This is a genomic window from Rossellomorea marisflavi (assembly GCF_001274775.1).
Classification (GTDB): domain Bacteria; phylum Bacillota; class Bacilli; order Bacillales; family Bacillaceae_B; genus Rossellomorea; species Rossellomorea marisflavi.
In genome coordinates, this window is the sequence record NZ_LGUE01000008.1 from 309,030 (window position 1) to 334,450 (window position 25,421).

Here is a 25,421-nt window from a genome sequence, read left to right on the forward strand (position 1 = left end):
TTTCCGTGTCCTAGTTTATGTGCAAACTGTGCTTTCATTTTACTTTTATTCTCAGCAAAGCACAAGATAGGAAAGTCACACAAAGGAAATGTTCACAGTTTGTTCACAAACGCTTTCATTCGCTTAACAATGCGCTTTTCAGCTCATCTTTCGAACGATCCCACATCCCCTGATCATGATTCTTCAGGAATGCTGCGAGGGTCCCCTTGGACTTTTCATCCATCTGTTCGACGATGATATAGCGTTTGATCGACTTATCCATATGGTTCACATGCTCAGGCATGGATTTATAGCCCCTTCTCTTTTCCCTGTTCACTACAAGTTCACAGGCTGTCACACCTGCATAATAGGGACCGTCTTCCATCCGGTCGATCGTCACCCAGATCAGCCAGTAATTTTTCCCGCCTGCTGAATCTTCCCTGTTATTCGTGAACTTGATACCTTTTTCAATGGGGCTCCGTGCGTGCATGGCACCGACTTCGATGGTGGCTTCGCCTGCTTCCACATCGATCATGACGGGTGATACATTATCCAGACTGAGGGCGCCGACACCATATCCTCCATGCCCATCCGTCGGGTCATTTTTGATGATGTTGAATCCGATATTTTTCTTCTTCTCCATCCTGTCTCACTCCTCTATATTTCAATGGTTTTTGACTACGAAAATAGTGAATAGATTGCCGTGAAAATGCTGTTGAATGTCTGGTTCACCGCTGAGATTCCGTTGAAAAGCAACGGTCTGATCGTATAGTTCCCCAATGGGGTTATGACGAGTATGATGAAAATCAGTGCACCGTACTGCTCATACTGGCTCATCTTTGAACGTACATGGGGCGGTGCCAGATCCTCGATCACCCGGTATCCGTCCAGCGGCGGAACCGGTATCAGATTGAAGACGAATAGCAGGACATTCAGGTACACCATCATCTGAAGAAGATTCACAATGAACGATGGGACCGTGAATCCGCTGACGCCAATAAAGAAAAAGAACAGGGCGTAAGCGATGAAGGCGACCAAAAAGTTGCTGAGTGGGCCGGCAAGGGACACCAGGATCCCGGCAAGCTTCGGATTTTTAAATCGTGAACGCTGGACCGGTACCGGCCTTGCCCACCCGAAACCAGCGATCAAAAGCAGAATCGTCCCGATCGGATCGAGATGCTGAGCCGGATTCAGCGTCAGGCGCCCTTGATCCTTCGCCGTATGATCCCCGAAACGATACGCCACATAAGCATGGGCAAACTCATGGACCGTAAATCCCACGACGAGGGAAATGATGACAAACGGCATCTCGTTCAGCCGAAAAATGGAGATGGTTTCAAATAGCTGACGGAATGTTTCCAAGATATGTACTCCTTTATCTGTTTCATATATTTTCTTATTCCCCAGTATACAGGAAAAGTCCTGCATCCGGAGGCTGAATATGTCTTGCCTGACCAAGCGTTACCCGATACAGTTAAGGTATAGGCAAAAGCCTATCACAGATTGTATCAAATTCAAAAGCAGGGAGCGAATGTAAATGCCTTATGTGACCGTGAAGATGCTGGAAGGACGCACTGATGATCAAAAGCGCGCACTCGTGGAGAAGGTGACGGAAGCCGTCAGCGAAACGACTGGAGCACCTGAAGAGAAAGTGGTCGTCTTCATCGAGGAAATGACCCCTAACCACTACGCGTCCGGCGGCAAGCGCCTAAGCGACCAATGATCCATGACGGCCCCATATTGCGGCCGTTTTTTCTTTTCCCAACATAAAAAAGGACCGCTTCAAGCGCAGTCCCCTCCATCCTAGTGAATGACTTTTTTCAAGCTTTCGATGTAGGCATAGGCCTCATCCACTTCTTCATTCGTATACTTTTGTTTGCTCTTCAAGGTGAAGACCTTTTCCGCCACTTCTTCTTTCGGCAGGTTATCAAAGTAAAGGACAGTCGATACGAGCTCAAGGAAACGGGCCGATTGACCGTTCATATCCGTTAAGCAATCCTCGAGGAACGGCATGTCCTTTTCATAGATCTTCAAAAAGTCCTCTCCTTCTTCTGTGACGGAGTAGCGGTATTGATAGTAGCCACCCTTCTTCTCCTTGACTTCCGAGATGAACCCCATATTGCATAATTCTTCCACCCTGAGAGTCAGTTCCTCTGAATAGGGACCATAGAAATGAAATTCAAAGCGCTCCTGAAACGGGAAGGCCAGCTTCTTCGCGATGAAGATCATCTTCTGAAGCTTCTTCCTCCCGATCACTTCGCCCGATGCCATGAAGGCGCTCATCAATTTTGCGTGTTCTTTCAACAATGTACGTCATCTCCTACTCCTAGTATTGCATGTCTAGCCACCGTGTCGTCATGTGAGTTCTAAGATGCTGCGAATCTGTCTTTTTATATTCTTCTTCGTGGACTCGTCATAGAGAAGATCCACTGGATAGTATAGTTTATGGTCTGTCCGGCGTTTCCCGGAGATGGAATCGACGATATCCGACTGCCTTGAAAGCTCCCTCAGCTCATCGTTCTTCATCAGAAGATGGATCGGAAGACGTTCCTCCTCTTCACCGGGACGATAAAAATCGTACGGCAGATCGGAGGAAGAATCGACAACAAGATAGTAGTCGGGATCGATGCCTGCTTTTTTGAAGAGTGCTTCGAGTTCACTATGCTTCTTATATTCCTTAGCCGGGTCGAATTCGACGTATTTGAACAGATTGCGATTCATGAACCGCTCGCACAGGTCTCGGAGGATTGGATCTTCTTCTTCCTGCCAAATCTGAAAGTAGTACGTGATGACCCCTTCATCAAGCTTCAGGTAATCTTCAAGGGAAACATCCCCTTGAAACAGTGAATAAAAGTGTACCGGTTCCTGTTTGAAGGAGTAGGAATCCTCGTAAAGCTCCTTCGCCCTATGTAAGATCTTCGTCAGGATCACTTCCGCACTCCGTGTGACCGGGTGGAAATAAACCTGCCAATACATTTGATAGCGGCTCATGATGTAGTCTTCGACGGCGTGCATCCCGCTCTGCTTGATGACGACCTGATCTTCACGCGGTCTCATGACCCGAAGGATCCGCTCCATATCGAAGTGGCCGTAGCTTACTCCTGTGAAATAGGCGTCCCTTTGCAGATAATCCATGCGATCGGCGTCAATCTGACTGGATATGAGACTGACGACAAGCTTGTTCTTATAGGTTTTGGCAATGACTTCCGCTACATGTTTCGGGAAGTTTTTTGCCACTTTTCTCAGTACTTGGTTGACCTCGGTGTCCCCAAGGATGATTGCCTGGGTGAAGTGCTCGTGATCCATATGGAAGACTTTTTCGAATGAGTGGGAGAACGGTCCATGCCCAAGGTCGTGCAGCAGGGCGGCACAAAGGGATAAGAGGCGCTCATCATCGCTCCATTCAGGTCTTCCCTCGAATACATCGTCGATGATCCGGCGGATGATTTCATAGACTCCAAGGGAATGGTTGAAACGGCTGTGTTCCGCACCGTGGAAGGTCAAGTAGGTAGTTCCCAGCTGACGGATCCTGCGAAGGCGTTGAAACTCTTTTGTTCCAATCAAATCCCAGATCACCCGGTCCTTTACATGAACGTATCGATGAACAGGGTCTTTAAATACTTTTTCTTCATGTAATTTCTGCTTGGCATACTCCATCTTTTACCCTCTTCCTAACTAGCATCTTTCTATTATAGCGGCTTTTTACCCACGATTCATCTCGAATTGTGTCGAAAAAAATAGGTAATTGTCTTGGAGGCTTTTCATTCCTGATGTTTTGGGGAATGAAATTTTTTTGTGTTTCTGTCCCCTCTTGACAGGTGTGGAGAGCCGCTGGTTTTTGAATAGTTCTGCATTGTTCCTATATTTCCTTTTTCTGTTTGGGGCAAACCTGTTTGTTGGATTTATGGGTTTTGCGGAGGAGGGTAATGGATATTCTGGATGGGACGTTTCATTTCGCTGCGGGACCGGCTTTCCTCGGGAGGGCGCCCGAGCCTCCTCGTGCCTGCGGGGTCTCGGTCATCCCTCTTTTCCGAAGGAGTCCGGATCCCTTCGCTTCTTTTCACTCTTGGTGATACTTTGATTCCCTTTTTTCATTCATTGTTTCCGCCTAGTTCGTTTTTGGTTCTGCTTCATTGGTGTGATGGATTGGGCGTTCCATCCCGCTGTGGGACCGGCTTTTCTTGGGAGGGCGCCCGAGCCTCTTCGTGCCTGCGGGGTCTCGGTCATCCCTCTTTTCCGAAGGAGTCCGGGCCCCTTCGCTTCTTTTCACTCTTGGTGATACTTTGATTCCCTTTTTTCATTCATTGTTTCCGCCTAGTTCGTTTTTGGTTCTGCTTCATTGGTGTGATGGATTGGGCGTTCCATCCCGCTGTGGGACCGGCTTTTCTTGGGAGGGCGCCCGAGCCTCTTCGTGCCTGCGGGGTCTCGGTCATCCCTCTTTTCCGAAGGAGTCCGGGCCCCTTCGCTTCTTTTCACTCTTGGTGATACTTTGATTCCCTTTTTTCATTCATTGTTTCCGCCTAGTTCGTTTTTGGTTCTGCTTCATTGGTGTGATGGATTGGGCGTTTCATCCCGCTTCGGGGCCGGCTTTCCTCGGGAGGGCGCCCGAGCCTCCTCGTGCCTGCGGGGTCTCGGTCATCCCTCTTTTCCGAAGGAGTCCGGATTCCTTCGCTTCTTTTCACTCTTTGGTGACATTTTGATTCCCTTTTTTCACTCATTTTTTCCGCCTAGCTCGTTTTTGGTTCTGCTTCATGATTGTTCTGGACGAGACGTTTCATTCCGCTTCGGGGCCGGCTTTTCTTGGGAGGGTGTCCGAGCCTCTTCGTGCCTGCGGGGTCTCGGTCATCCCTCTTTTCCGAAGGAGTCCGGGCCCCTTCGCTTCATTTCACTCTTTGGTAGGACTCAGGATCTCTTTCTACACTTTCGGTTCCGATTCTTTTCAACTTCGTTATATTACAAAATGAACATGTCACTCTAGGTTATAAGTTTCATTCTTTCTCGCATCCTTTTACTTACATTACCCGTCTGGCCCTGTATGTCTTCTGCTGTCTGTGATCAGTATGGAACATCGATAAGCTCTTCTTTATAAACAATAAAACTTCCTTCTTGGCGAGGGAAGTTTTGGGTTATTCGGGGCGGTATACGGGCTTTTCCACAAAGGATTTGGGAGGCGGTGCAAGGCCTAACCCTGCCGTCTGGAATCGGCATTGATTTGTCTTTTTCAGACGCATTTTCTACTTTTGACACAATACCGTTCCATACGATACTCTTTTCGTCTTTGTTTTGCAAGGGAGGTTCACCCAAGCAACGAAACTAGCAGACCAGAATTTTTTTAGCATATTCGTATAAAAATGGCGGGAGCTGTCAATGATGATATCAACGACATATTATTATTTGGGGGTTGAGAGAAATGACAGTTAAATCAAGACAAGATGCCTGGACTGAAGAAAATGATCTTTTATTGGCAGAAACCGTCCTTCGTCATGTGCGGGAGGGAAGCACTCAGCTTAATGCTTTCGAAGAAGTGGGAGATCAATTGAATCGTACGTCGGCAGCATGTGGATTCCGTTGGAACGCAGTTGTCCGCCATCAGTATGAGAAAGCTCTTCAACTAGCAAAAAAACAGAGAAAGCAGCGTCACCGTATCCTGGGGAAAGATCAGGGTGGGAAGAAGAAGCTGTTGTATCAGCCGCCTACACCTTCGTTCGATGACCTGGATGCTATGTCTCTATCAATGCCGGAGGATGATGTTCCCTTCTCCCTTGATGAGTTCACCCATAAGCCACAGGCAGAAGAAGCAGGGCAGCCGGAACCGGTACATGAAGCAGTGCCTGTTGCCTCTAAAGGCGAGATGAGCATCGAGAAGGTCATTGCGTTCCTGCAGCAATATGCCCTTTCCAATTCTGATGTATATAAGATTGAGAATCAACGTTTGAAGGGTGAAATCCATGAACTCAGGAAAGAAAATGAGGCATTGGCTAAAAAGGTGAATGAGTTGGAGAATAACACGGTGACCATGCAGGAGGATTATGAAACCCTCATGCAGATCATGAACCGGGCACGAAAGCTGGTCCTGTTCGATGAAGATGAGGCTGCAAAATCACCGCGCTTCAAAATGGATCGCAACGGCAATCTGGAAAAAGTGGCAGAAGGATGATAAAAGAGGGTGGCCCCGTCAATCGGGTCCACCCTCTTATTTCATTCCGAGTACCTTCGCATTCCTGTCCAAGACGCGCTCGTAGTACGCTTCATACATGGCGTATTCTTCTCCTTGGAGGGATGAATTGTAAAGCTGCCCGCTGAATGAGTGGAGGGACGTCAGGAACCTCATCATCACATCCTGGACCGTGAGCTCGATCCCTAACAGTTCGGCAAGACTCGCCATGACGCTTGGGTCGATATCAGGGAAGGTGAATTTCGATGGTTCACCCTGCAACCCCACCTCATAGAAGCGGCGGATGAGCTCCGCCCGTTCCGATCCGCTTCCGTTGACGCAAAGGTAGATCTGGACCGCCACGCCCCCGCGGATCCTGCGCTGGGAGATGCCGGCGAACTTCCGGTCGTTGATACTCAAATCATAGCCGCCGGGGCAATAGGAGCGGGTGATCTCCTTGGCTTCGATCTGCCCGCCTACTTCAGGGAACATCTCCTTGATGAGAAGCCACATGGCATCATATCCCCTGTTGATATCGATTCCTTTCTCCGAATCGGGGAAGACGAGGGACAGGTTGAGAACCCCTTCATCCAGGACCACGGCCAGGCCACCTGAGTTCCGGACAATATAGCGGTACCCTGCCTCTTCAAGCACTTCAAGGGCTTCATCCAGAAATGGAAGCTTCGTGTCCTGGATGCCGAGGACCACGGTCTGGTGGTGGACCCACGAACGGGCAGTGGGGTCGGAGTCTCCTGATCCCGTGACGGTGCATAACGTATCATCCATGGCGAACGACTGCAGGGCACCGAAGGCCGGTCCGAGGCTCGATTGATCAATCACCCTCCACCGGTCCTGGCGGAGGAGGTCATATACTTTATCTTTCTCCATCATGTTTCTCCTTCGTGTATCTTCGATTTGTCCATTATAGCATAGCCCCTATAAAGCAAAAAAGACCGGTTCCCACCGTGGGAACCGGTCTAAAACTCTTACAGTGCTTGAGCTGCCGTGATGAGGGCTAGCTTGTACACGTCTTCTTCGTTACAACCGCGTGAAAGGTCGTTCACCGGTGCGTTCAATCCTTGAAGGATCGGTCCGACTGCTTCAAAGTTACCAAGGCGTTGAGCGATTTTGTATCCGATATTCCCTGCTTCAAGGCTTGGGAATACGAAGACGTTGGCATTTCCTTGGATATCGGCACCTGGAGCCTTTTTCTCAGCAACAGAAGGAACAAATGCTGCATCGAACTGGAATTCTCCGTCCACTGTGATGGAAGGTGCTTTTTCTTTTGCGATGGTTACGGCTTCAACCACTTTTTCTGTTTCAGGTGATTTAGCCGATCCTTTTGTCGAGAAGCTCAACATGGCAACACGAGGATCGATATCGAACATTTCCGCTGTTTTTGCACTTTCAATGGCAATCTCAGCAAGGTCTTGGCTGTCAGGGGAAATATTGATCGCGCAATCAGCAAATACATATTTCTCTTCTTCACGTACCATGATGAAGACGCCGGACGTTTTGCGCACGCCTTCTTTTGTTTTGATGATCTGAAGGGCAGGGCGCACAGTGTCTGCTGTTGAATGAGCCGCTCCGCTTACAAGACCGTGTGCTTGTCCAGTATATACAAGCATGGTTCCGAAGTAGTTTTCATCAAGAAGGATCTTTTTCGCGTCCTCTTCAGTTGCTTTGCCTTTACGGCGTTCCACGAAAGATTTCACCAAATCGTCCATGCCTGCAAATGTTGAAGGGTCGATGATTTCGCAACCTTCAAGCTTCACGTTCTGTTCATGTGCTTTCGCTTCGACCTGCTCTTTGTTTCCGATCACGATCGGCGTCAGGATGCCGTCTGCAGCAAGGCGGGAAGCGGCAGTAAGGATGCGCTCATCAGTACCTTCAGGGAAAACGATCTTCAATTCTTTACCTTTTACTTTATCTGTCAATGTCGCAAATAAATTACTCAATAGAGGAACCTCCTTGATTTATACATATCCAATCTTAGAATACTCTTCTCATAGAGGAATTCAAGGGAAAGTCGATTTGGTATCGCTTCCACTATAAAATTCTTTGTTTTCAAAAAACTGAACGCTTTTCCTTTACCCAGGAATCTCTATGAATACTCATATAGTCTGTTCCCGCGTGTTTCCCTTTATCCCTGATTGTGCCATTTTTACGACATTCAAGTATGGGTATGCGCTTTCATTGGTGAAACTATGATATAGTAATGGATGGATATTGATTAAAGGAGTGATCAAGTTGGCAGAACCGGCACAAACACTGGATGGTTGGTATTCCCTTCATGATTTCCGGGCGATTGATTGGACGACATGGAAGATGCTCTCCAGCGAAGATCGTACGGAAGCCATTGCGGAATTCCACCGCTTTTTAGATAAGTTGAACAGTACACAGGATGCGAAGGAAGGCAGCCACGCCCTCTACTCGATCGTCGGACAGAAAGCTGATTTCATGCTGATGATCCTGCGTCCTACCATGGAAGAACTGAACGAGCTTGAGAACGAGTTCAACAAGCTGAAGATCGCTGAATTTACCGTTCCGACCTTCTCATATGTCTCAGTAGTCGAATTGGGTAACTACATGCCTTCAGAAGGCGATCCATATGAAAACCCATATGTGAAAGAGCGTCTTTACCCGATCCTACCTAAAGCGAATCACGTTTGCTTCTATCCAATGGACAAGCGTCGCCAAGGAAATGATAACTGGTATATGCTTCCGATGGAAGACCGTCGCGATATGATGAGAAGTCACGGGATGATCGGCCGTCAATATGCCGGCAAAGTGAAACAGATCATCACAGGCTCTGTCGGTTTCGACGACTACGAGTGGGGCGTCACGCTATTTGCAGATGATGTCCTTCAATTCAAGAAGCTTGTGTACGAAATGCGCTTCGATGAAGTCAGCGCACGTTATGGGGAATTCGGTGCTTTCTATGTAGGGAACCTCCTACCTGAAGAAAAAATCGAAACGTTCCTGCATGTAAACTAAACTAAACGCGTCCTGGAACCTATACCAGGACGCGTTTTTCTTATGTAAAAAACCCCCTTCTCCGATAAAAAAGGATTTTCATGAATAATCCCCTTTCTCCCCTCATAGAGTGAATTAGTGAGACAGTCAGGTACCGTAAGTTCTAAAACGGTCCACAGGGTATAGGAATCAAGGTGCTGATTGATGGGCACCTGGAGAATAAAGGGAGGTCAACGCGTTGTCTAATTATCCTAACTATGGGCAAGGATACAACCAGTATAATCCGTATAGTCAGTATGGAGGCCAGCAGAGTCAGGGACAGAACTTCAATATGCCGCAATCAGGGGGGAATTACATCCCTTCCCCGACAAATGCCCCGGCACCATCGTCACAGAATGTTCCCGGCATGCTTCCGATGGAAGAATCGTACATCGAGAACATCCTCCGGTTGAACAAAGGAAAAGTCGCCACGGTATATGCCACATTTGAAAATAATAAAGAATGGAATGCGAAAGTCTTCAAAGGAATCATTGAGGCTGCGGGGAGGGATCATCTCATACTCACCGATCCCCAGACCGGCATGCGCTACCTTATCCCGATGATCTATTTGGATTACATCACGTTTGATGAAGAAATCGAGTATGAATATCCATATGCTCAAGGGTATACACCTCGAAGATAATGAAAAAGCCGTCATCCTCAGCGGGATGGCGGCTTTCCGTTTTACAGATTTTTCGCGGCAAAAATGATCAGGAGCACCCACGCTGCAAGGAAGCTGACTCCTCCAAGTGGAGTGATGGCTCCGAGCACCTTGATTCCTGATAGACTCAAAACATACAGGCTTCCAGAGAACAGAATCGTTCCGATCAGCATCAACCAACCCGACCATGATAAGAGTGAGCTTGGTGCAAGGTTCCCAAGCATGACTCCAATGATCAGGATTCCGATGGCATGGAACATCTGATATTGAACACCTGTATTCCAGGTCTCAATATATTTGGCGGAAATCTTTCCTTCAAGTGCATGGGCACCGAACGCGCCAAGTGCCACCGATAAGAAAGCATTGATCGCTCCGATGATGATGAATGTCTTCATTGCTCTTCGTCCTTTCTTCCATTGATGCTTTTATTAGAAATCAAAAAGGGATGAACCATTTGCGCCATCATCCGTTTCCAGCGGCTCTTCCTTCTGGATGGTAACCGGCTTGGATATCGGCTCCGGCTGCGGGACATATTGAACGGCTGACTGCTGGAAGACCGCAGATGTTTCTCCCGTCTGCTCTTCGAGGAGCAATTCGCACATCGCCTTGATGGAATAGATGTGTTCCCGGATCTGGCTGGCCTTTTCTGCATTCTTTGCCTTCCCGATCTCCATCTCCATTTTCTTGATTAAAGACTGATGAGGGATATTCATGTTGTCGTACTCCTTTCAACATCCTCATGAATTCGTTTACCTACTCCATAATCCTAATTGTTCGTGATGAAATTAGCAACTGGTCGGACCCTTCGCTTTCTCAACGAATTTTAAACATGGATGTCCTGAGGATTGGCGGACGACAGCCGAGGGCATCGACTTCGTTTTGAAGCCGTATCCCCTGCAGCCACGCGGATGCGCAGGTTCCCAGGTTGTATAGAAATAGACGCATTGAAAACAGTTCACTTGAGTCGCCTTTGACTTCATTCCTCCACTTCCCTTTCTCAATGTTCACAGAATTGTAAGGAACCCACTCCTCACCGGATGTTCCACGTGAAACACGCTATTCAATACACCAATCGATTTCAGGGATATTGTGCTTTTTCAAGAACTGATTGGCCTTAGAGTAAGGCCTGCTTCCAAAGAACCCTCGATGTGCTGACAGCGGGCTCGGATGAGGGGATTTAAGGATGAAATGGACGGAATGATCAATCAGCTTTTCTTTTGATTGAGCAGGTTTCCCCCACAAGATGAATACGACTGGCTTTTCACGTTCATTCAACGTTTTGATCACATGATCCGTCAGACGCTCCCATCCTTTGTTCCGATGGGAGTGCGCTTCCCCGTCCCTCACCGTCAATACCGTATTCAAGAGGAGGACGCCCTCTTTTGCCCATTTCACCAACGAACCATGTTCCGGCACAGGGCAGCCGATGTCGCTTTCAAGTTCCTTGTACATATTCCGGAGGGACGGGGGAATCTTGACCCCTTTCTTCACAGAAAAGCTCAGGCCCTCTGCTTGATTCGGTCCATGATAAGGATCCTGCCCCAGCAGGACTACCTTGACGTCGTCATATGAAGTGTAGTGGAAGGCATTGAAGATATCGAACATGGGCGGGTAGACCGTATGCTCGCCATATTCTTTCTTCAGCCACTCCCTCAGGGACCGGTAATAGTCCTTATTCAACTCATCATCTAACAAATCCGCCCAGTCATTTTGAAAAATCATGCCAGACTCCTTTCCACTTTCTCTATTTGGTTATCTGCTCTTCTACTATAGCTTCATCGCGGAACACCTGTAAATCCACTACTCCCTGCCAGAGGGTTTCATCTGTACGGACTGCCCCCCTGACGTTTAACTCTATGTACAGCGGGAACAGTACTCATAAGAAATCACAACTTTTTATTGGAGGGTATTCATTCATGTATAAAGTACACACGGTAGAAAACGTAGTCGAAGCAAAGAAAGAAATCGAAATGCTGACAAGCCAAGGATATACAAAGGACGATATTTTCGTATTTGCACATGATAAGAATCGTTCCCAGCATATCACCGATGGGACGGATACTGAATCGGTAGGACTTAAAGAACAAGGCGTATTCGACGCAATCGGGAACCTGTTCCAAAAACGCGGTGATGAGCTGCGCTCCAAGATGAAAGCAGTCGGACTCAATCAGGCAGAAGCTGATACGTATGAGGAAGAACTCGACAAGGGGAAATTAGTCATTGTCGCTTCCAAACACGGAGTCGATCACAACCAAGGCGTCCTCTAAACCAGGAGACGAAAGAAGACACCGGCCACCGGTGTCTTCTTTCGTATGCAATGAAAATATACAATTTGATATTCCCTATGTGATAGTATATTCTTTAGTCAGACTTTTACATTTACACCCGCACTAATTAGGAGGAATTCTACGATGACATTGAAGAAAACACTAACCATTGCTGGTTCTGATACAAGTGGGGGCGCAGGCATCCAGGCGGACCTGAAGACCTTCCAGGAGCACGGCGTTTACGGCATGACCGCCCTTACCACCGTCGTCACGATGGATCCTGCCGATCACTGGCACCACAACGTACATCCCCTTCCGGTAAGCACTTTGGAAGCTCAGCTTGAGACCGTCCTTTCTGTCGGCATCGATGCAATGAAAACCGGGATGCTCGGTACAGTGGAAGTCATCGAGCTTGCTGCAAAAAAAATCGATCAATACGGTTTGAATAAAGTCGTCATCGACCCGGTGATGGTTTGTAAAGGCGAAGATGAAGTTCTTCACCCTGAAACAACCGACGCTATGAGAGAACATCTCCTTCAGCGCGCCACGGTGGTGACTCCCAATCTTTTCGAAGCTGGACAGCTTGCCCAGTCAGGTCCAATCAAAACCATCGAAGGCATGAAGGAAGCCGCAAAGAAAATCCATGACCTCGGAGCGAAGAACGTAGTCATCAAAGGCGGAAAGCAGCTTGAACACACAAAAGCCCTCGATCTTTTCTATGATGGAACGGACTTCACCATCCTGGAAGAAGATAAAGTGGATACCACATACAACCATGGAGCAGGATGCACATTCGCGGCTGCCATCACGGCAAATCTTGCAAATGGACAAGATGTTAAAGAAGCTGTGACAAATGCAAAAATATTCGTTACAGCTGCCATCAAGCACGGATTCAAGTTAAATGAATACGTAGGGCCCGTCATGCACGGAGCATACAATCGATTTGAAAAATAAGATTTTCCCAAGAGACCGTTTTGAGGCTGCGAGCAGCCTCAAGACGGTCTCTTTTTTGTTCCACTTGCGCCTCATACGGATGCTGACGATGCTGGATGGGAATACTAGACTCCGCATATGCGGATTATCAAACAGAGTTTTCGCTTTCGGCCACTAAATTTAGTAAGATAGTACATAATGGTTTTTTCATTATGAGGAGGATATGATATGAAGCCTATTCAATTAGCGGATGTGCAAGGATTGATCAATCAGTTTGCACGTCAAGATATATATATACATCTAGAGACGACGAACGGTGCCTATGCATCCCACTTCAATGAGAATTTCTTCTCGGCAGGTGCCTACATCCGTAACGCCAAGGTCAATTACGAACATGGAAAAATTGTCGGTGACGGTCCCTTCCGTGTCGGGTTGAAGCTGGAGATCGGTTGGATCTACGCCGAAGGCTTGACCCATTATGAACAAGAGGATGAAGGCAGACTGCTGATGGCCGGACACGGAGCCGATGGCAAACTGGCCGTGGCCCTAGAGATCAGCCCTACCCCATTCAAGTAGAACGATTTTTCGATAAAGGAGATTTCAAAATGGAAAAAGAAAGACAATTACTCGTAATCTTTCCCCATCCCGACGATGAAGCGTTCGGTGTATCCGGAACGATTTCATCTCATGTCAATAACGGAACCCCTGTCACGTATGCATGCCTGACCCTTGGTGAAATGGGCCGTAATTTGGGTAACCCACCATTTGCCACACGCGAATCCCTCCCTCTCATCCGTAAGAAGGAACTTCAAAAAGCTGCAGAGGTCATGGGCATTCAAGACCTTCGCATGATGGGCTATCGCGATAAAACGGTCGAATTCGAAAATGATGAAAAGCTCGCGAATATGGTGACAGAACTGATTGAAGAGCTCGACCCTTCCCTGATCATCACATTCTACCCTGGCTATTCCGTCCATCCAGATCACGAGGCAACTGCCCGCGCCGTCATAAGGGCCGTGCGCCGTTTGCCGAAGGCTTCGCGTCCGAAGCTTCACTGCCTGGCTTTCTCGAACGGATGCGAAAAGGAACTCGGCCAACCGGATATCACAGTCGATATTTCTGCTGTGAAAGAGCAAAAGCTGAACACGATGAGAGCCCACATCTCCCAAACCGCCTGGATGCTGAAAGATTTGGACAAAGGCATCGAGCAAAATGATCCTGAAGCCCTTCGCTGGGTAACCAACGAACGATTCTGGAGCTATCAGTGGGAAAACGATTCAGTGGAATAACGGTATGACGTAATAATACAACAACCCCCAAGTCCGGGATTTCAGCGGTCTTGGGGGTTGTTTGCGTTCTTTTTAAGGATTTATCCGTGTGTATAAGGGGCGTTCCTTTCCGCTGCAGGTGCTTGCTTTCCTGCGGGGAGGGCGTCGAGCCTCCTCGTGCCTGCGGGGTCTCGCCACTCCTCCTTTTCCGCTGGAGTCAAGCACCTTCCGATTCAATCCACTCTGTAGTTTTAAGCAAGGTGGGATTCCATTTGACTATAGGCTAGTTGCCACTCTTACAAATTACGATATTGTGTAAAAATCGAATGCATATTCATTTGTGCGATAGTCTGATATACCATCGCAACTTCCTCTATTTCCAATCACAATCTAATGATTTTATCTATCCCATGAACAATAGTTATCACGCCTTGAAAAGCACACAGTGCAGTGCAGCGGAGGCCACCCGACTCCTATGGGAATAGCGGGCAGGGTGAGACCCTGCAGGCTTGCCGAAGCGGCTCACCGCACGCCCCATGGAAAGCGGGTGGCCGCAGCGGAACGAAACGAAACCTGCCCCATTCCTTACCAAATAAAAAATGGGTGGAATCTTTACCATCTGATCTTGGAAGTCATCACTACTCCTAAACCGCTCAGTTCAGTGCAGCGAAGGCCGACCGACTCCCGCGGGAATAGTGGACAGGTGAGACCCTGCAGGCGCAGCTGAAGCTGCTCACCGACCACCCCGCAGAAAGCGGTCGGCCGCAGCGGAACGAAACGAACCCCTCTACCCACGAGACTGTCCAAAATGGTTTTCACCCCTCCCCGACAGGGTAACCCTAAAACACAAGGAGGAAAAAACATGACCATCTTTCACAACCAAGCACTTGAAAACCAGCACATCCTCATCACCGGTGCCACAGGAGGCATCGGTCACGAAACGGCCATCGCTGCCATTGAGGCAGGGGCGAAGGTCACCGTTACCGGGCGGAACGAAGACAAACTTGCCAAACTCAAAGAATCCGTCCAGTCCCCAAACAATCTCCACGTCTTCCCCGCAGACCTGACCAAGGAGGAGGACCGTCAACAGCTCATCTCCCATGCAATTGAAGCGTTCGGTCCCATAACTGGACTGGTCAACTCTGCCGGGATCGGGGGCGGGGATCTTGTTGAGAAACTCTCTGAAGAGGACATGCGCACCATCATGGAACTCAACTACTTCTCCCTCGTCGCCATCACCCAGGACGTGTATCGAGGTATGAAGGAGCATGGGGAAGGATCCATCGTCAATCTATCATCCCTCTCTGGATTAAGGGGTACACACGGCAACAGCGCCTACAGCGCATCCAAGTTCGCTGTCACTGGCTTCACCCAAGCATTCGCCCATGAAGCAATCGAACACGGCGTGAGAGTCAATGCGGTGTGTCCAGGCTACGTCGATACCGAGATGGGACGGGAAGCCATCGCCTCAAAAGGCGAACGGGAAAACCGCACATATGAAGAGCAGCTTGAAGTCGCAAAGTCTGGAATTCCATCCAACCGGCTGACTTCTCCCCGCGAAGTGGCGAACGTCATCCTTTTCCTGCTAAGCGATTCCTCCTTCAATGTGATAGGCGAGTCCATGAAGATCTCAGGTGGAAGCGTCATGCGATGATAAAAAAGGAAGCCGCCGATTGCTTCGGCGGCTTCTCTCATTGTTCGTTTTTGATCTTTTCTTTAAGCTCCTCGATGTATTTCTGTTTTTCTTTTTCATTTTTCAGCGTGTCGGCGTTTTTATCTTTTATATAATCCTGCAGTGCTTTCTCAATGTCTTCTTTCGTGGCGTTCTCAGGTATCTTACCTGATTCTTTCAGCGTTTTGATGATTTGTTCATCGTTGGCTAGCATATCCAAATGTTCAACACCCTTTTCTGCCTCGGGAACGACGGTTTCTTCCGCATCGTCCTTCGGCTTTTCTTTAGATGATCCATCTGTACCGCACCCGCTGAGGATGACGGCCAGACTCATGACACCAGAGAGGATCAAGCGCGTTTTCATGCAAGCACTCCCTTTCAAAGGACTGTCTAGTAAACTTCTACTTTCCAAGTGAAAAAGCCTTCTTCCCGGGAAAAGAAATGAAATTAGTGCCATCCTCACTTTCAGCTGATGCCTTAATATGGTTTAATTAGTAGTACATTGGTATGAATAGTGGTTGGCAGGTTGTTTTTTTATAACGTTTTGATTCTTTATATAGTAAAAGCGAGATTTCTCTCTCTTTTTTTTACTACAAAACCGAACATACGTTCTAATGGTGGTGAAAAAAATGGACACATTGATGACCCGGTTTTACAAGCATTACCCTCATCTCAAGCATAACAAAGCGGTCGATTCGTTTATCAGCAAGGAGGAAAACAGAACATTGATCGAACAGTTCCTCCATGAACCGAACGCTGAACGGGAACACGAATTGAACGAAGCATTCAAGTCCCATTATTTTGATATCCGTTTTACGGCCTATGTGAGTTCCTCCCTGTATTTCCATAGTGTGAATTTTGATAAGAAGCATCGGACGTATTCCGAGCGGCATCCTCTCACTCTTGATAAGAAAACCGATCAGGGGGACGGGCAGGCGTTCATCGATCTTGTTCCCGATCATTCGGACAGCCTGTCACCATTCAAGAATTACTCGACACTGGCAGAATGCCTGGAGGACGACGATCTTCTCGCAGGCTACATGGCACTTACAGAGAGACAGCAAAGGATCCTTGACCTCGCTTACGTCCAGGAATGGAGCGATACGGAAATCGCAAGGAGCATGGGGGTATCCCAGCAGGCCATATCCAAGAGCCATAAAAAGGCTTTGAATGCATTACGAACCCTATTACAGAAGAAGGAGTAGATGCAATGGGCGCACTTTATGAAATGGTAAAAGAAGCACAGGCTACAGGTGAATATGAAACAAAGGTGATTACGACATTCGAACCGAAAATCAAGAAATCCCTCTACATGACCCGTGCTGAAAACCGTGATGATCTTGAGCAGGAGCTTAAAATCAAGATTATCCACTATGTGAGGGAGTATTCGATGGACCGCATTCCAGGACTGTTTGATTTGGAGTAATGACAATGATCGACCGGCTGAATCCAGCCGGTTTTTTTTGCCTTATTTTCGTGGATTTTTGCAGGGAGGTTGTAGTTTTACTTCCTTCTCTTTCTTTAGTAAGTGTAAGGCAAACGAAACGGTCGCGATGAGGTTGGGATGACTTCGATCGCCGTGCCGCATCCCTTTGGTTTGTCTCTTACCATTCATATCATAGGGAGAGATGTTACATGAACTGGACAAGGACAATGAAGCAAGGTGACTCTGGTAACGATGTTCGAGAATTGCAAATCCGGGTGGCAGGCTGGGCAGCTGCCTCACCGGCAAAGACTCATGTGGCCGTTGATGGCGTATTCGGTGCAGGGACTGCAGCTGCCGTCAAGCGATTCCAAAGCGCTTATGGTCTGACAGCAGACGGCGTTGCCGGTCCTCAGAGCCATACTCAATTGAACGCACTGGAAGCAAGTGACGGATCGACTGCCCACTTCAACTTCTCTGAATTTTATTCCAAGGACGGAAGCACCTTCAATGGAGGGAACGTCGGATCGACTCAGGTGAGGGAGAATATCCGCCGCCTCATGTACAAGCTGGAAGCACTTCGCAAAAAGCTCGGGAACCCTCCCGTCACCATCAACTCAGGATTCCGAAGCATCAGTCATAACCGCAGTGTAGGAGGAGCCTCGAACTCCCAGCACACCTACGGGATCGCAGCGGATATCAACCCTTCCGGAAAGACCCCTTCACAGGTGGCGGAAGTGGCCAAAACATGCGGATTCAGCGGAATCATCAAATACAATACGTTCCTGCACGTCGACAGCCGCGCGGAATACTCATACGGCGCCCAAACGTACTACTGGGCTTAAATCAATCAAAAAAACAGGAGGAATGCCATTATGCCAATCATCGTACTAGACCCGGGACACGGCGGCTCTGATCCAGGAGCCATCGGAAACGGTCTTCAAGAAAAGAATCTTGCTTTAACGATCGGACTTAAGGTGAAAGCCTATCTCGAATCCAATTACGGCGCGGATGTCCGCATGACCCGCTCCACCGACGTCTTTATCGAATTATCCCAGCGGTCCGCTTTTGCCAATGGACTCGGTGCTTCCTACTTTGTCTCTCTTCACCATAATGCAGGCGGTGGCACTGGGTTTGAAAGCTTCGTCTATACCGGCACGAGGGAAACTGAAACCGGCCGCAGGCAGGATGTCGTCCATGCTGAGATCATGAAATTCTATTCCCAGTATGGCCTCCGTGACCGCGGCAAGAAGGTAGCTAACTTCGCCGTACTTCGTGGAACGTCCATGCCGGCCATCCTCCTCGAGAATCTGTTCATGGACAGCGTGAATGACACGAATCTATTAAAAAGTGCATCGTTCATCCAGGGATTATCGAATGCCATCGGCCTTGGCATTGCCAAAGCACTTAATCTGTAAATCCAGGGCGGGCTCCCCGCCCGCTTTCTTATAAGGAGGAATGATCATGGATTATTCTGTGTTCGTCCAATTGCTCGGTAACTTCGGATTCCCGATCGCCGTCACCCTTTTCCTGCTCGTTAAATTGGAGAAGAAGCTTGAGCAGTTGGAGCAGGCCATTCAGGCCCTGTCCCAGACTTTCTCCAAAGAAGACAGGCAGTAAGGAGGTTCATGAATGTGATATCATATGTATCCAATTTGGTCGCCATCGGGATCGGCATGGTGGGGATCGGACTTTGGTTGAGTCAGTTCCATGCATGGATGGCTGTGCTGCTTCTGATCGGAAGCGTGCTGCTGTTAAGAATGGATAAGAAGGGTTGAGCGCCGGGGCTCTGCCCTTTTTTTGTTGCAAAAAAAGAGACCAGAACGGCCTCTTTATCTATTGCTTTCCTTCAATGGTGGATAGGTCCACTTTATACAGTTTGTCATCCTGCTCTCGCGGGATGCCCCTTCCGTCCGTATTATTCGTTGTGAAATAGAGAGTTTCCCCATCTACATGGACATCTCGAATCCTGCCAAAGCCATCCAGCAGGTCGGTGACCTCTTTGGTGTCCGGGTCGAACTGCTTGATGCTCTGTCCTGCGAGGGTCGCAAACAGGAGCTTCCCTTCACTGAAAACGGCTCCCGACGGGGCCCATGATGGCTCACCTGAATGAGCGAGAGGAGGAATGGTCCCTTCCTTTTCTTCGTCACCCGTTACATCCGGCCAGCCGTAGTTGGCCCCTTTTTCAATCATATTGACTTCATCATAGCCTTTCGGTCCATGCTCCGTCGCATATAGGGTCTCCCCATCCCAGGCCAAGCCCTGTGGATTTCGATGTCCATAACTGCACAGATAGCTATCGGAAGGATTGTCGCTCGGGATGCTTCCGTCGAGATTCATCCTCAAGATTTTCCCGCCAAGGTATTCGGGATCTTGAGCCTTCTCGTCATTTGTGGCATCTCCTGTGGTGATGTAAAGCTTCTCATCCGGTCCGATTTCAAGACGACCTCCATGATGGAACTGACCGCTCGGGATCCGGTCGAGAAGAACGTCCTTCTCCTTCCAGGATTGATCCTTCCTTTCAAGAAGGATGACCCTGTTATAAGGAGTGCCGCCGTCATCATAGGTGTAATAGGCATACGCTTGCTGATTTTGAGCAAAATCCGGATGAAGGACGAAGCCCAACAGACCTGCTTCAGGGTTGTCCGATAACGGTTTTTCCAAGGAAACGTCAATCTTATCTTTCTTCCCTTCCTGTACTTCTACGATGGAACCTGTCCTCTCGGTTACATAAAGCGTCTCTCCGTCTTGGTCGATGGACCATGGAATGGAGAGCGAATCGGCAACGACTTCATATTCAACGCTTGGTTTTTCGACTGATGCATGTTCTTCCTGCTGTTTTTCCTCCTGATCGGCACATCCCGCTATCAGGACCAAGCTGAAGATGATCCATATGAATGGATGTTTCATGCATTCAGCTCCTTTTATGATTTTTCACCAGTATAGCCTGTTTTTCTTCATTTCAGTCCTGTTCCGACTGCTCCATTGCGTCCAGGATTGCTTTTGCCACACCATCTTCACGGTTAGTAGCCGTCACGTGGGAACAGAATTCCTTCACTTCAGGGAGGCCATTACCCATGGCGACCGGACGACCCACAACCTTCATCATGGACAGGTCGTTCAAATTATCACCTATGGCCATGGCGTCTTTTACATTCAACCCTTTTGATGATAATACTTTTTCAAGGGCTACCCCTTTTTGTGCGTGGATGCTATTGATCTCAAGGTTGTTCTTACCTGAAGAGCTGACGGCAAGATCCTTCAGTTCCGCCAGCACAGATTGGGCCTGCTGAAGCTTTTCCCGATCTTTGGAGAACACGAGGAATTTGAAGACAAGATGCTCCGAATCTTCGAAAAGGACTTCATAATCCTCCACGACATTGATGCGACCTTCGTCGTACCTTTCCTTCGCAGCCTGCCTCACCTGTGCTTCTGATACGTCGGGATTCGAAGTCTTGAAGATGTCGATGATGAGATCGATCCCCTTCTCATAATCTTCTGTGTATGTACCCTGATTCGTATACACCTCGAAATAGATACCGAGCTCGTTCAGTTCTGCCGCGATTTGCCTCGAACGATCATCCTCGATGCCCGCCTGATAGACGATTTCCCCATCAGCATCCCGGACTTCCGCTCCATTGGCACAGATGATATCGCAGTCGATCCCTGCCTCTTTCACAACATAGGAGGCTTCTTCGTAAGAGCGGCCCGTTGCCACAATCACTTCGATTCCAGCTTGTTGGGCTTTCAGGATCGCCTCTTTATTCCCTTCGCTGATTTCTTGTTTTTCATTCAATAATGTTCCATCCATATCGCTTGCTACACTTGTAATCATTGATCAGACACCTTTCTTTCAGGAAAATATTCTTAATTAGGTCATTGTATCATGAACCGCTATCATTTATTAGTTTGCACCACTCCACTTGAAGAAAGTCCCTTTAAATGAAAGGGTTTTCAAACATTTTATAGAACTAAGTAGGGATATCAATTTTTCACATAGCCTAAAGGAGTGACATTCATTGAAGAAACTCACAGCCTTATCGAACCGAATCATGCAGCGCTACCTACCAGATCCGTTCTTATTCGTCATCATCCTTACCCTCTTTGTTTTTGCTTCGGGAATCATTTTTACAAAAAGTTCACCCGTCGACATGGTTCAATATTGGGGTGAAGGCTTTTGGGGGCTTCTTGCCTTTTCCATGCAAATGGTGCTTGTGCTTGTGACGGGGTATGTTCTGGCAAGCAGTCCTTTATTCAAACGACTGCTTGGCTATCTTGCTTCCCTGGCAAAATCCCCCGGATCGGCCATCATCATCGTTACCCTTGTGTCGCTCGCAGCGAGCTGGATCAACTGGGGATTCGGTCTCGTCATCGGTGCCCTATTTGCAAAGGAATTGGCCAAACGGGTCAAAGGAGTTGATTACCGCCTCCTCATTGCGAGTGCCTACTCCGGATTTGTCGTATGGCATGGTGGTTTTTCCGGTTCCATCCCTTTATCGATTGCGACAGCTGGACATCCATTCGAAGCCAAGATGGGCGTGATCCCAACAAGTGAAACGATGTTTGCGGCCTTCAATATCTTTATTGTTGTCGCCCTCTTCATCATTCTTCCCATCGCTAACAGGCTGCTCATGCCCTCAAAGGAAGATACCGTTTCTGTTGATCCATCCTTGTTCAATGAATCTGCAGCCACTGCGGAAGTGGTCGAACCTACTCCCGCTGAACGCCTGGAGAACAGCTCGATCCTTTCGGTCATCATATCCTTACTTGGAATAGGATTCATCGTCTACTATTTCATCAATAACGGCTTCGCGTTGAACTTGGATATTGTGAATTTCCTCTTCCTGTTCCTTGGCATCCTCTTCCACGGGACCCCGAAAAGCTATCTGAATTCCGTGCAGGAAGCCATCAAAGGGGCAAGCGGCATCGTCATACAGTTCCCCTTTTACGCTGGGATCATGGGCATGATGGGGGCTTCTGGACTTGCTGTCCTCGTGTCTGAGGTTTTCGTTTCCATTGCAAATGAAACAACCTTTTATTTCTTTGCCTTTCTTTCAGCAGGGATCGTTAATTTCTTCGTCCCGTCTGGTGGAGGCCAGTGGGCCGTACAAGCTCCCATTATGCTTGATGCCGCACAGGCCCTCAATGCATCGATTCCCAAAACGGCTATGGCTGTGGCTTGGGGCGACGCCTGGACGAACCTCATCCAGCCGTTCTGGGCCCTGCCGGCTCTTGCCATCGCCGGACTTAAAGCGAAGGATATCATGGGCTTTTGCGTTTTGATCCTGATTGTGAGCGGTGTCGTCATTTCAATCGGACTCCTGATCTTATAAATACACACAAAAAAGGCTGTTCTCATCTGGTGAGCAGCCTTTTACCTATCATTTACGAGTTTCGGTGAAAATTACATTTCACTCTCTCTTCTTCTCAATAGCTCCACTTCCAACATCTCGATGAATTCTTCTTCCAGTCCTTCTTTTTGTGCCATTCGGTGGGCATTGGTTAATTGCTCTTCAGTAAGTAATGTTAGTGATTGCATCTACTACACTCCTGACTAACCTGGTTATGGGTTCCTTTTACCCCTAATAATCCCCATTAAACCTATTTACCAGAAAAATATAATATATTTCCTTTTACTACTTTTTTTATCGGCTTAGGGGAGGACTTTTGAATGTGTTTTGAAAAAGAGTTGAATTGAAAGAACTATAAGGTAAACTATAGTTGTAAGCGCTTACTATATAAAAATATGGGATTGAGTACAGGATTTCTTCAAAGGTTGTTTATCAGAGAAATTTTTTGGGAAGATAATCAAAGGCATCTATTGTTATCCAGTTTGCAGTAGAGTATGGACAATTAAATATGTATGCATTAGAATGAATAATGTTTCATTTTTCGTCATTACTTTTTTGAGGTGAACCTATGAATCCGCAACAACGATTTACACTCGGACAACAGTTACGTTTTATCATTCCCTCCTTGCTGGGAATTTTATTATTTATAGTTCCTTTACCGGTCGATGGTGAAGTGACAATCCCGATCGCCGTCCTATCGAATGCACTACTCGATGCAATCGGTCCGGTGATTCCCTATGTCATGACGATCCTCATCGCCTTGACGATCATCGGGACATTCATCACGAAGGCTTTCAAACCGGCGATCATCATGGACTCACCGTTTTTCAAAACGCTGTTCAATGTGACGCCCGTCTGGTTCGTGATCAGGATCGTCGGCGGTATCTACGCTGTCATGACCCTTTTCCAATTAGGGCCGGAGTGGATATGGTCAGAAGACACAGGGGGGCTGCTCCTGAGCGCGGATGGGCTGATTTCCATCCTGTTCTGCGTCTTTTTATTCGCCGGACTCCTTCTACCATTACTCTTGAATTTTGGTCTTCTTGAGTTTTTCGGCTCCATCCTGACGAAGGTCATGAGGCCGATCTTCAATCTGCCTGGCCGCTCCTCCATCGACTGTCTGGCTTCATGGCTTGGCGACGGGACCATCGGGGTCCTGCTGACCAGCAAGCAGTACGAGGAGGGCTTTTATACGAAGCGGGAAGCAGCTGTCATCGGGACAACGTTTTCCGTTGTATCCATCACCTTCTGTCTCGTGGTCATTTCGACGGTCAACCTGAGTGATTTCTTCTTCCCATTCTATCTTACGGTGACGTTCTCCGGACTCGTCGCAGCAATCATACTGCCGCGTATCCCGCCTTTGTCCCGCAAGCCTGATACGTATTTCAACGATCAGGAAGGGAAGGACACAGCAGAGACCATTCCTGAAGGCTATACCCGTGTAAGCTATGGCTATGAACAGGCTGTCCTACAGGCAAAGAAGAACAACAGTGTGTCAAAATTCATCACAGATGGCATGAAGAATGTATTGGATATGTGGATGGGCGTAGCCCCGATCGTCATGGCCATCGGAACGACGGCACTCATCGTAGCGGAGAACACAAAGTTCTTCGAATGGATCGGTATCCCCTTCATCCCTGTACTCGATCTCCTTCAGATTCCTGAAGCAGCAGAGGCTTCGAAGACGATCCTGGTCGGATTTGCGGATATGTTCCTGCCTACGATTTTCGGTGCGGGCATCGAGAGCGATATGACCCGATTCATCATCGCCTGCCTGTCCGTCACTCAGTTGATCTACCTGTCAGAAGTCGGAGGACTGCTCCTCGGATCCAAAATTCCTGTTTCCTTCTGGGATCTCGTGGTCATCTTCCTTCAACGGACGATTTTGACTCTACTCATCATTGTCGGAATTGCCCACCTGTTATTCTGACTTATACGAAAGGAGTACCCGGAACGAACCGGGTACTCCTTTTTTGTAATATGGTGAGTGGCAAATGTAAGAGGCTTCCTTACGTCACGCACCATTTGTGATGTTTTTCCTGCAGTGCCTCCAGTGTCAGGTCCCAAGTGGAAGCAATCGACCAGTCTGCATTTCTCATGAAGGGATCGCTTCCGACCCCTACCGTGAACATCCCTGTCTCAAGAAGGCCTCTTAATCCAGCTTCCCCGTCCTCGATCCCGACACACCTTCTCTCTTCGACTCCCAGCAACTCCCGCGCCTTCAGGAAAATCTCGGGATCGGGCTTCCCCCTGTTAAGGGAAAGTGGATCGATGGTGTATTCAAATGCCCAAGAAAGACCGGTTTTCTTCAGGACCTCCGGTGCGTTCCGGCTGGAAGAGGCAACAGCCATCCGGATTCCATTCTCCTTTAGTTCCTTCAGGAATGATTCCATACCAGGGAGGATATGATCAGGCGTCAAGCTGTCCATCAGTTGCAGGTAGCGTCGATTCCTCTCCTCCGCGAGTCGGATTTCCAATTCTTCTTCAATCTTCCTCCCCGCTTCCTCCCAAACGGTTCGGATGGTCTCCCTCCTGCTGATTCCCTTCAATCGATCATTCTGCTCCCATGTATACTCAATGCCGAATGGAAGTAAGGTATCCCTGGTTGCTTCGTAATAAAGGGGCATTGTATCCGTCAGGACCCCGTCCATATCGAAAATGACTGCTTCGATCATCTTCATCGTCAACCTCCTGTATA

General features: G+C 48.2%; 35 protein-coding genes and 1 pseudogene. 18 read left to right on the forward strand and 18 right to left on the reverse strand.

All coding sequences use genetic code 11. The features are described 5' to 3' along the window. Window positions 1–115: 115 nt before the first annotated feature. Complete coding sequence (locus AF331_RS19590) at window positions 116–622, reverse strand: YwhD family protein (protein ID WP_053429683.1); 507 nt, start codon at window positions 620–622, stop codon at window positions 116–118. A gap of 35 nt (window positions 623–657) precedes the next feature. Continuing rightward, window positions 658–1,287, reverse strand: a complete 630-nt coding sequence (locus tag AF331_RS19595; protein WP_053429924.1) for a site-2 protease family protein — start codon at window positions 1,285–1,287, stop codon at window positions 658–660. 229 nt (window positions 1,288–1,516) lie between these two features. On the opposite strand from AF331_RS19595, the gene AF331_RS19600 reads away from it, so the two are divergent. Continuing rightward, a complete protein-coding gene (locus tag AF331_RS19600; protein WP_048004808.1) occupies window positions 1,517–1,702 on the forward strand; it encodes a 2-hydroxymuconate tautomerase in 186 nt (61 codons plus the stop codon). A gap of 80 nt (window positions 1,703–1,782) precedes the next feature. Here AF331_RS19600 and AF331_RS19605 read toward each other — a convergent pair whose 3' ends face one another. The 3 genes from AF331_RS19605 to AF331_RS22235 all read right to left on the reverse strand — a co-directional run bounded on the left by AF331_RS19605 (window position 1,783) and on the right by AF331_RS22235 (window position 5,268). After that, window positions 1,783–2,286: a YwgA family protein gene (locus AF331_RS19605; RefSeq protein WP_053429684.1), complete on the reverse strand. Its 504-nt coding sequence runs from the start codon at window positions 2,284–2,286 to the stop codon at window positions 1,783–1,785. A gap of 48 nt (window positions 2,287–2,334) precedes the next feature. Beyond that, the gene (locus AF331_RS19610) at window positions 2,335–3,636 is read right to left on the reverse strand and encodes an HD domain-containing protein (protein ID WP_053429685.1); all 1,302 of its coding nucleotides are present in this window, start codon (window positions 3,634–3,636) and stop codon (window positions 2,335–2,337) included. A 1,398-nt stretch (window positions 3,637–5,034) separates the two neighbouring features. Further along, a complete protein-coding gene (locus AF331_RS22235; RefSeq protein WP_152915719.1) occupies window positions 5,035–5,268 on the reverse strand; it encodes a hypothetical protein in 234 nt (77 codons plus the stop codon). A 121-nt stretch (window positions 5,269–5,389) separates the two neighbouring features. Here AF331_RS22235 and AF331_RS19615 point away from each other — a divergent pair, with 121 nt between their 5' ends. After that, on the forward strand, window positions 5,390–6,136 hold the full coding sequence (locus tag AF331_RS19615; protein WP_053429686.1) for an RsfA family transcriptional regulator: 747 nt from the start codon (window positions 5,390–5,392) through the stop codon (window positions 6,134–6,136). 36 nt (window positions 6,137–6,172) lie between these two features. Here the strand turns inward: AF331_RS19615 and AF331_RS19620 are convergent, their stop codons facing one another. Then, a complete protein-coding gene (locus AF331_RS19620) occupies window positions 6,173–7,021 on the reverse strand; it encodes a lipoate--protein ligase family protein (RefSeq protein ID WP_053429687.1) in 849 nt (282 codons plus the stop codon). 98 nt (window positions 7,022–7,119) lie between these two features. Further along, a complete protein-coding gene (gene pta, locus AF331_RS19625) occupies window positions 7,120–8,091 on the reverse strand; it encodes a phosphate acetyltransferase (protein WP_053429688.1) in 972 nt (323 codons plus the stop codon). Window positions 8,092–8,383: 292 nt separating this feature from the next. Here pta and hemQ point away from each other — a divergent pair, with 292 nt between their 5' ends. After that, window positions 8,384–9,130: a hydrogen peroxide-dependent heme synthase gene (hemQ, locus tag AF331_RS19630; protein WP_048004802.1), complete on the forward strand. Its 747-nt coding sequence runs from the start codon at window positions 8,384–8,386 to the stop codon at window positions 9,128–9,130. 217 nt (window positions 9,131–9,347) lie between these two features. Next, entirely contained in the window at window positions 9,348–9,791 is a 444-nt protein-coding gene (gerQ, locus tag AF331_RS19635) for a spore coat protein GerQ (protein ID WP_053429689.1), read from the forward strand. A gap of 41 nt (window positions 9,792–9,832) precedes the next feature. On the opposite strand, the gene AF331_RS19640 is transcribed toward gerQ, so the two are convergent. The 4 genes from AF331_RS19640 to AF331_RS19650 form a co-directional block, all read right to left on the reverse strand. Next, window positions 9,833–10,204: a DUF423 domain-containing protein gene (locus AF331_RS19640; RefSeq protein WP_053429690.1), complete on the reverse strand. Its 372-nt coding sequence runs from the start codon at window positions 10,202–10,204 to the stop codon at window positions 9,833–9,835. Window positions 10,205–10,237: 33 nt separating this feature from the next. Then, window positions 10,238–10,522 (reverse strand): YwdI family protein, encoded by a 285-nt coding sequence (locus AF331_RS19645; protein ID WP_053429691.1) that lies wholly within the window; start codon window positions 10,520–10,522, stop codon window positions 10,238–10,240. Window positions 10,523–10,622: 100 nt separating this feature from the next. Then, window positions 10,623–10,817 (reverse strand): hypothetical protein, encoded by a 195-nt coding sequence (locus AF331_RS22975; RefSeq protein WP_412177732.1) that lies wholly within the window; start codon window positions 10,815–10,817, stop codon window positions 10,623–10,625. 48 nt (window positions 10,818–10,865) lie between these two features. After that, window positions 10,866–11,531 carry a uracil-DNA glycosylase gene (locus tag AF331_RS19650; RefSeq protein WP_053429692.1) on the reverse strand — a complete coding sequence of 222 codons (666 nt, stop codon included), beginning with the start codon at window positions 11,529–11,531 and terminating at the stop codon, window positions 10,866–10,868. Window positions 11,532–11,725: 194 nt separating this feature from the next. On the opposite strand from AF331_RS19650, the gene AF331_RS19655 reads away from it, so the two are divergent. The 4 genes from AF331_RS19655 to bshB2 all read left to right on the forward strand — a co-directional run bounded on the left by AF331_RS19655 (window position 11,726) and on the right by bshB2 (window position 14,298). Then, on the forward strand, window positions 11,726–12,076 hold the full coding sequence (locus AF331_RS19655; protein ID WP_053429693.1) for a YflT domain-containing protein: 351 nt from the start codon (window positions 11,726–11,728) through the stop codon (window positions 12,074–12,076). A gap of 144 nt (window positions 12,077–12,220) precedes the next feature. Beyond that, entirely contained in the window at window positions 12,221–13,030 is an 810-nt protein-coding gene (gene pdxK / locus AF331_RS19660; RefSeq protein ID WP_053429694.1) for a pyridoxine/pyridoxal/pyridoxamine kinase, read from the forward strand. 207 nt (window positions 13,031–13,237) lie between these two features. Beyond that, window positions 13,238–13,585, forward strand: coding sequence for a YojF family protein (locus tag AF331_RS19665; protein ID WP_053429695.1), 348 nt, complete (start codon window positions 13,238–13,240; stop codon window positions 13,583–13,585). Between the two features lie 29 nt (window positions 13,586–13,614). Then, complete coding sequence (gene bshB2 / locus AF331_RS19670; protein WP_053429696.1) at window positions 13,615–14,298, forward strand: bacillithiol biosynthesis deacetylase BshB2; 684 nt, start codon at window positions 13,615–13,617, stop codon at window positions 14,296–14,298. Between the two features lie 403 nt (window positions 14,299–14,701). Here the strand turns inward: bshB2 and AF331_RS22630 are convergent, their stop codons facing one another. Together AF331_RS22630 and AF331_RS22240 are read right to left on the reverse strand one after the other, a co-directional pair. Beyond that, window positions 14,702–14,896 carry a hypothetical protein gene (locus AF331_RS22630; RefSeq protein ID WP_160316595.1) on the reverse strand — a complete coding sequence of 65 codons (195 nt, stop codon included), beginning with the start codon at window positions 14,894–14,896 and terminating at the stop codon, window positions 14,702–14,704. After that, window positions 14,890–15,096, reverse strand: coding sequence for a hypothetical protein (locus tag AF331_RS22240; protein WP_152915721.1), 207 nt, complete (start codon window positions 15,094–15,096; stop codon window positions 14,890–14,892). The genes AF331_RS22630 and AF331_RS22240 overlap by 7 nt, the downstream gene beginning before the upstream one ends. Window positions 15,097–15,139: 43 nt before the next feature. On the opposite strand from AF331_RS22240, the gene AF331_RS19675 reads away from it, so the two are divergent. Continuing rightward, the gene (locus AF331_RS19675; protein WP_053429697.1) at window positions 15,140–15,931 is read left to right on the forward strand and encodes an SDR family NAD(P)-dependent oxidoreductase; all 792 of its coding nucleotides are present in this window, start codon (window positions 15,140–15,142) and stop codon (window positions 15,929–15,931) included. Between the two features lie 37 nt (window positions 15,932–15,968). Here AF331_RS19675 and AF331_RS19680 read toward each other — a convergent pair whose 3' ends face one another. Continuing rightward, window positions 15,969–16,313: a hypothetical protein gene (locus AF331_RS19680; RefSeq protein WP_053429698.1), complete on the reverse strand. Its 345-nt coding sequence runs from the start codon at window positions 16,311–16,313 to the stop codon at window positions 15,969–15,971. Between the two features lie 265 nt (window positions 16,314–16,578). Between AF331_RS19680 and AF331_RS19685 the strand changes: the two genes are divergently transcribed. The 7 genes and pseudogenes from AF331_RS19685 (at window position 16,579) to AF331_RS22635 (ending at window position 19,150) form a co-directional block, all read left to right on the forward strand. After that, entirely contained in the window at window positions 16,579–17,154 is a 576-nt protein-coding gene (locus AF331_RS19685) for a sigma factor-like helix-turn-helix DNA-binding protein (protein WP_053429699.1), read from the forward strand. Between the two features lie 5 nt (window positions 17,155–17,159). Then, window positions 17,160–17,375 carry a hypothetical protein gene (locus AF331_RS19690; protein ID WP_053429700.1) on the forward strand — a complete coding sequence of 72 codons (216 nt, stop codon included), beginning with the start codon at window positions 17,160–17,162 and terminating at the stop codon, window positions 17,373–17,375. 227 nt (window positions 17,376–17,602) lie between these two features. Then, window positions 17,603–17,728, forward strand: a pseudogene (locus AF331_RS23225) (peptidoglycan-binding domain-containing protein); the annotation flags it as partial. A gap of 72 nt (window positions 17,729–17,800) precedes the next feature. Continuing rightward, entirely contained in the window at window positions 17,801–18,217 is a 417-nt protein-coding gene (locus tag AF331_RS19695; RefSeq protein ID WP_373921157.1) for a YcbK family protein, read from the forward strand. Window positions 18,218–18,247: 30 nt separating this feature from the next. After that, a complete protein-coding gene (locus AF331_RS19700) occupies window positions 18,248–18,790 on the forward strand; it encodes an N-acetylmuramoyl-L-alanine amidase family protein (protein WP_053429702.1) in 543 nt (180 codons plus the stop codon). A 46-nt stretch (window positions 18,791–18,836) separates the two neighbouring features. Further along, window positions 18,837–18,992, forward strand: a complete 156-nt coding sequence (locus tag AF331_RS19705; RefSeq protein WP_048004785.1) for a YvrJ family protein — start codon at window positions 18,837–18,839, stop codon at window positions 18,990–18,992. Between the two features lie 8 nt (window positions 18,993–19,000). Continuing rightward, window positions 19,001–19,150, forward strand: coding sequence for a hypothetical protein (locus AF331_RS22635; protein ID WP_160316596.1), 150 nt, complete (start codon window positions 19,001–19,003; stop codon window positions 19,148–19,150). Window positions 19,151–19,208: 58 nt separating this feature from the next. Here AF331_RS22635 and AF331_RS19710 read toward each other — a convergent pair whose 3' ends face one another. Together AF331_RS19710 and AF331_RS19715 are read right to left on the reverse strand one after the other, a co-directional pair. Next, window positions 19,209–20,282 (reverse strand): PQQ-dependent sugar dehydrogenase, encoded by a 1,074-nt coding sequence (locus tag AF331_RS19710; RefSeq protein WP_053429703.1) that lies wholly within the window; start codon window positions 20,280–20,282, stop codon window positions 19,209–19,211. A gap of 52 nt (window positions 20,283–20,334) precedes the next feature. Next, window positions 20,335–21,207, reverse strand: coding sequence for a Cof-type HAD-IIB family hydrolase (locus tag AF331_RS19715; protein WP_053429704.1), 873 nt, complete (start codon window positions 21,205–21,207; stop codon window positions 20,335–20,337). 184 nt (window positions 21,208–21,391) lie between these two features. Between AF331_RS19715 and AF331_RS19720 the strand changes: the two genes are divergently transcribed. Then, window positions 21,392–22,705: a short-chain fatty acid transporter gene (locus AF331_RS19720; protein WP_053429705.1), complete on the forward strand. Its 1,314-nt coding sequence runs from the start codon at window positions 21,392–21,394 to the stop codon at window positions 22,703–22,705. A 71-nt stretch (window positions 22,706–22,776) separates the two neighbouring features. On the opposite strand, the gene sda is transcribed toward AF331_RS19720, so the two are convergent. Beyond that, window positions 22,777–22,911: a sporulation histidine kinase inhibitor Sda gene (sda, locus tag AF331_RS22050; RefSeq protein ID WP_079514210.1), complete on the reverse strand. Its 135-nt coding sequence runs from the start codon at window positions 22,909–22,911 to the stop codon at window positions 22,777–22,779. A 380-nt stretch (window positions 22,912–23,291) separates the two neighbouring features. Between sda and AF331_RS19725 the strand changes: the two genes are divergently transcribed. Beyond that, window positions 23,292–24,653: a YjiH family protein gene (locus tag AF331_RS19725; protein ID WP_053429706.1), complete on the forward strand. Its 1,362-nt coding sequence runs from the start codon at window positions 23,292–23,294 to the stop codon at window positions 24,651–24,653. 79 nt (window positions 24,654–24,732) lie between these two features. Here AF331_RS19725 and pgmB read toward each other — a convergent pair whose 3' ends face one another. Then, window positions 24,733–25,404, reverse strand: a complete 672-nt coding sequence (gene pgmB, locus AF331_RS19730) for a beta-phosphoglucomutase (RefSeq protein WP_053429707.1) — start codon at window positions 25,402–25,404, stop codon at window positions 24,733–24,735. Window positions 25,405–25,421 lie beyond the last annotated feature (17 nt).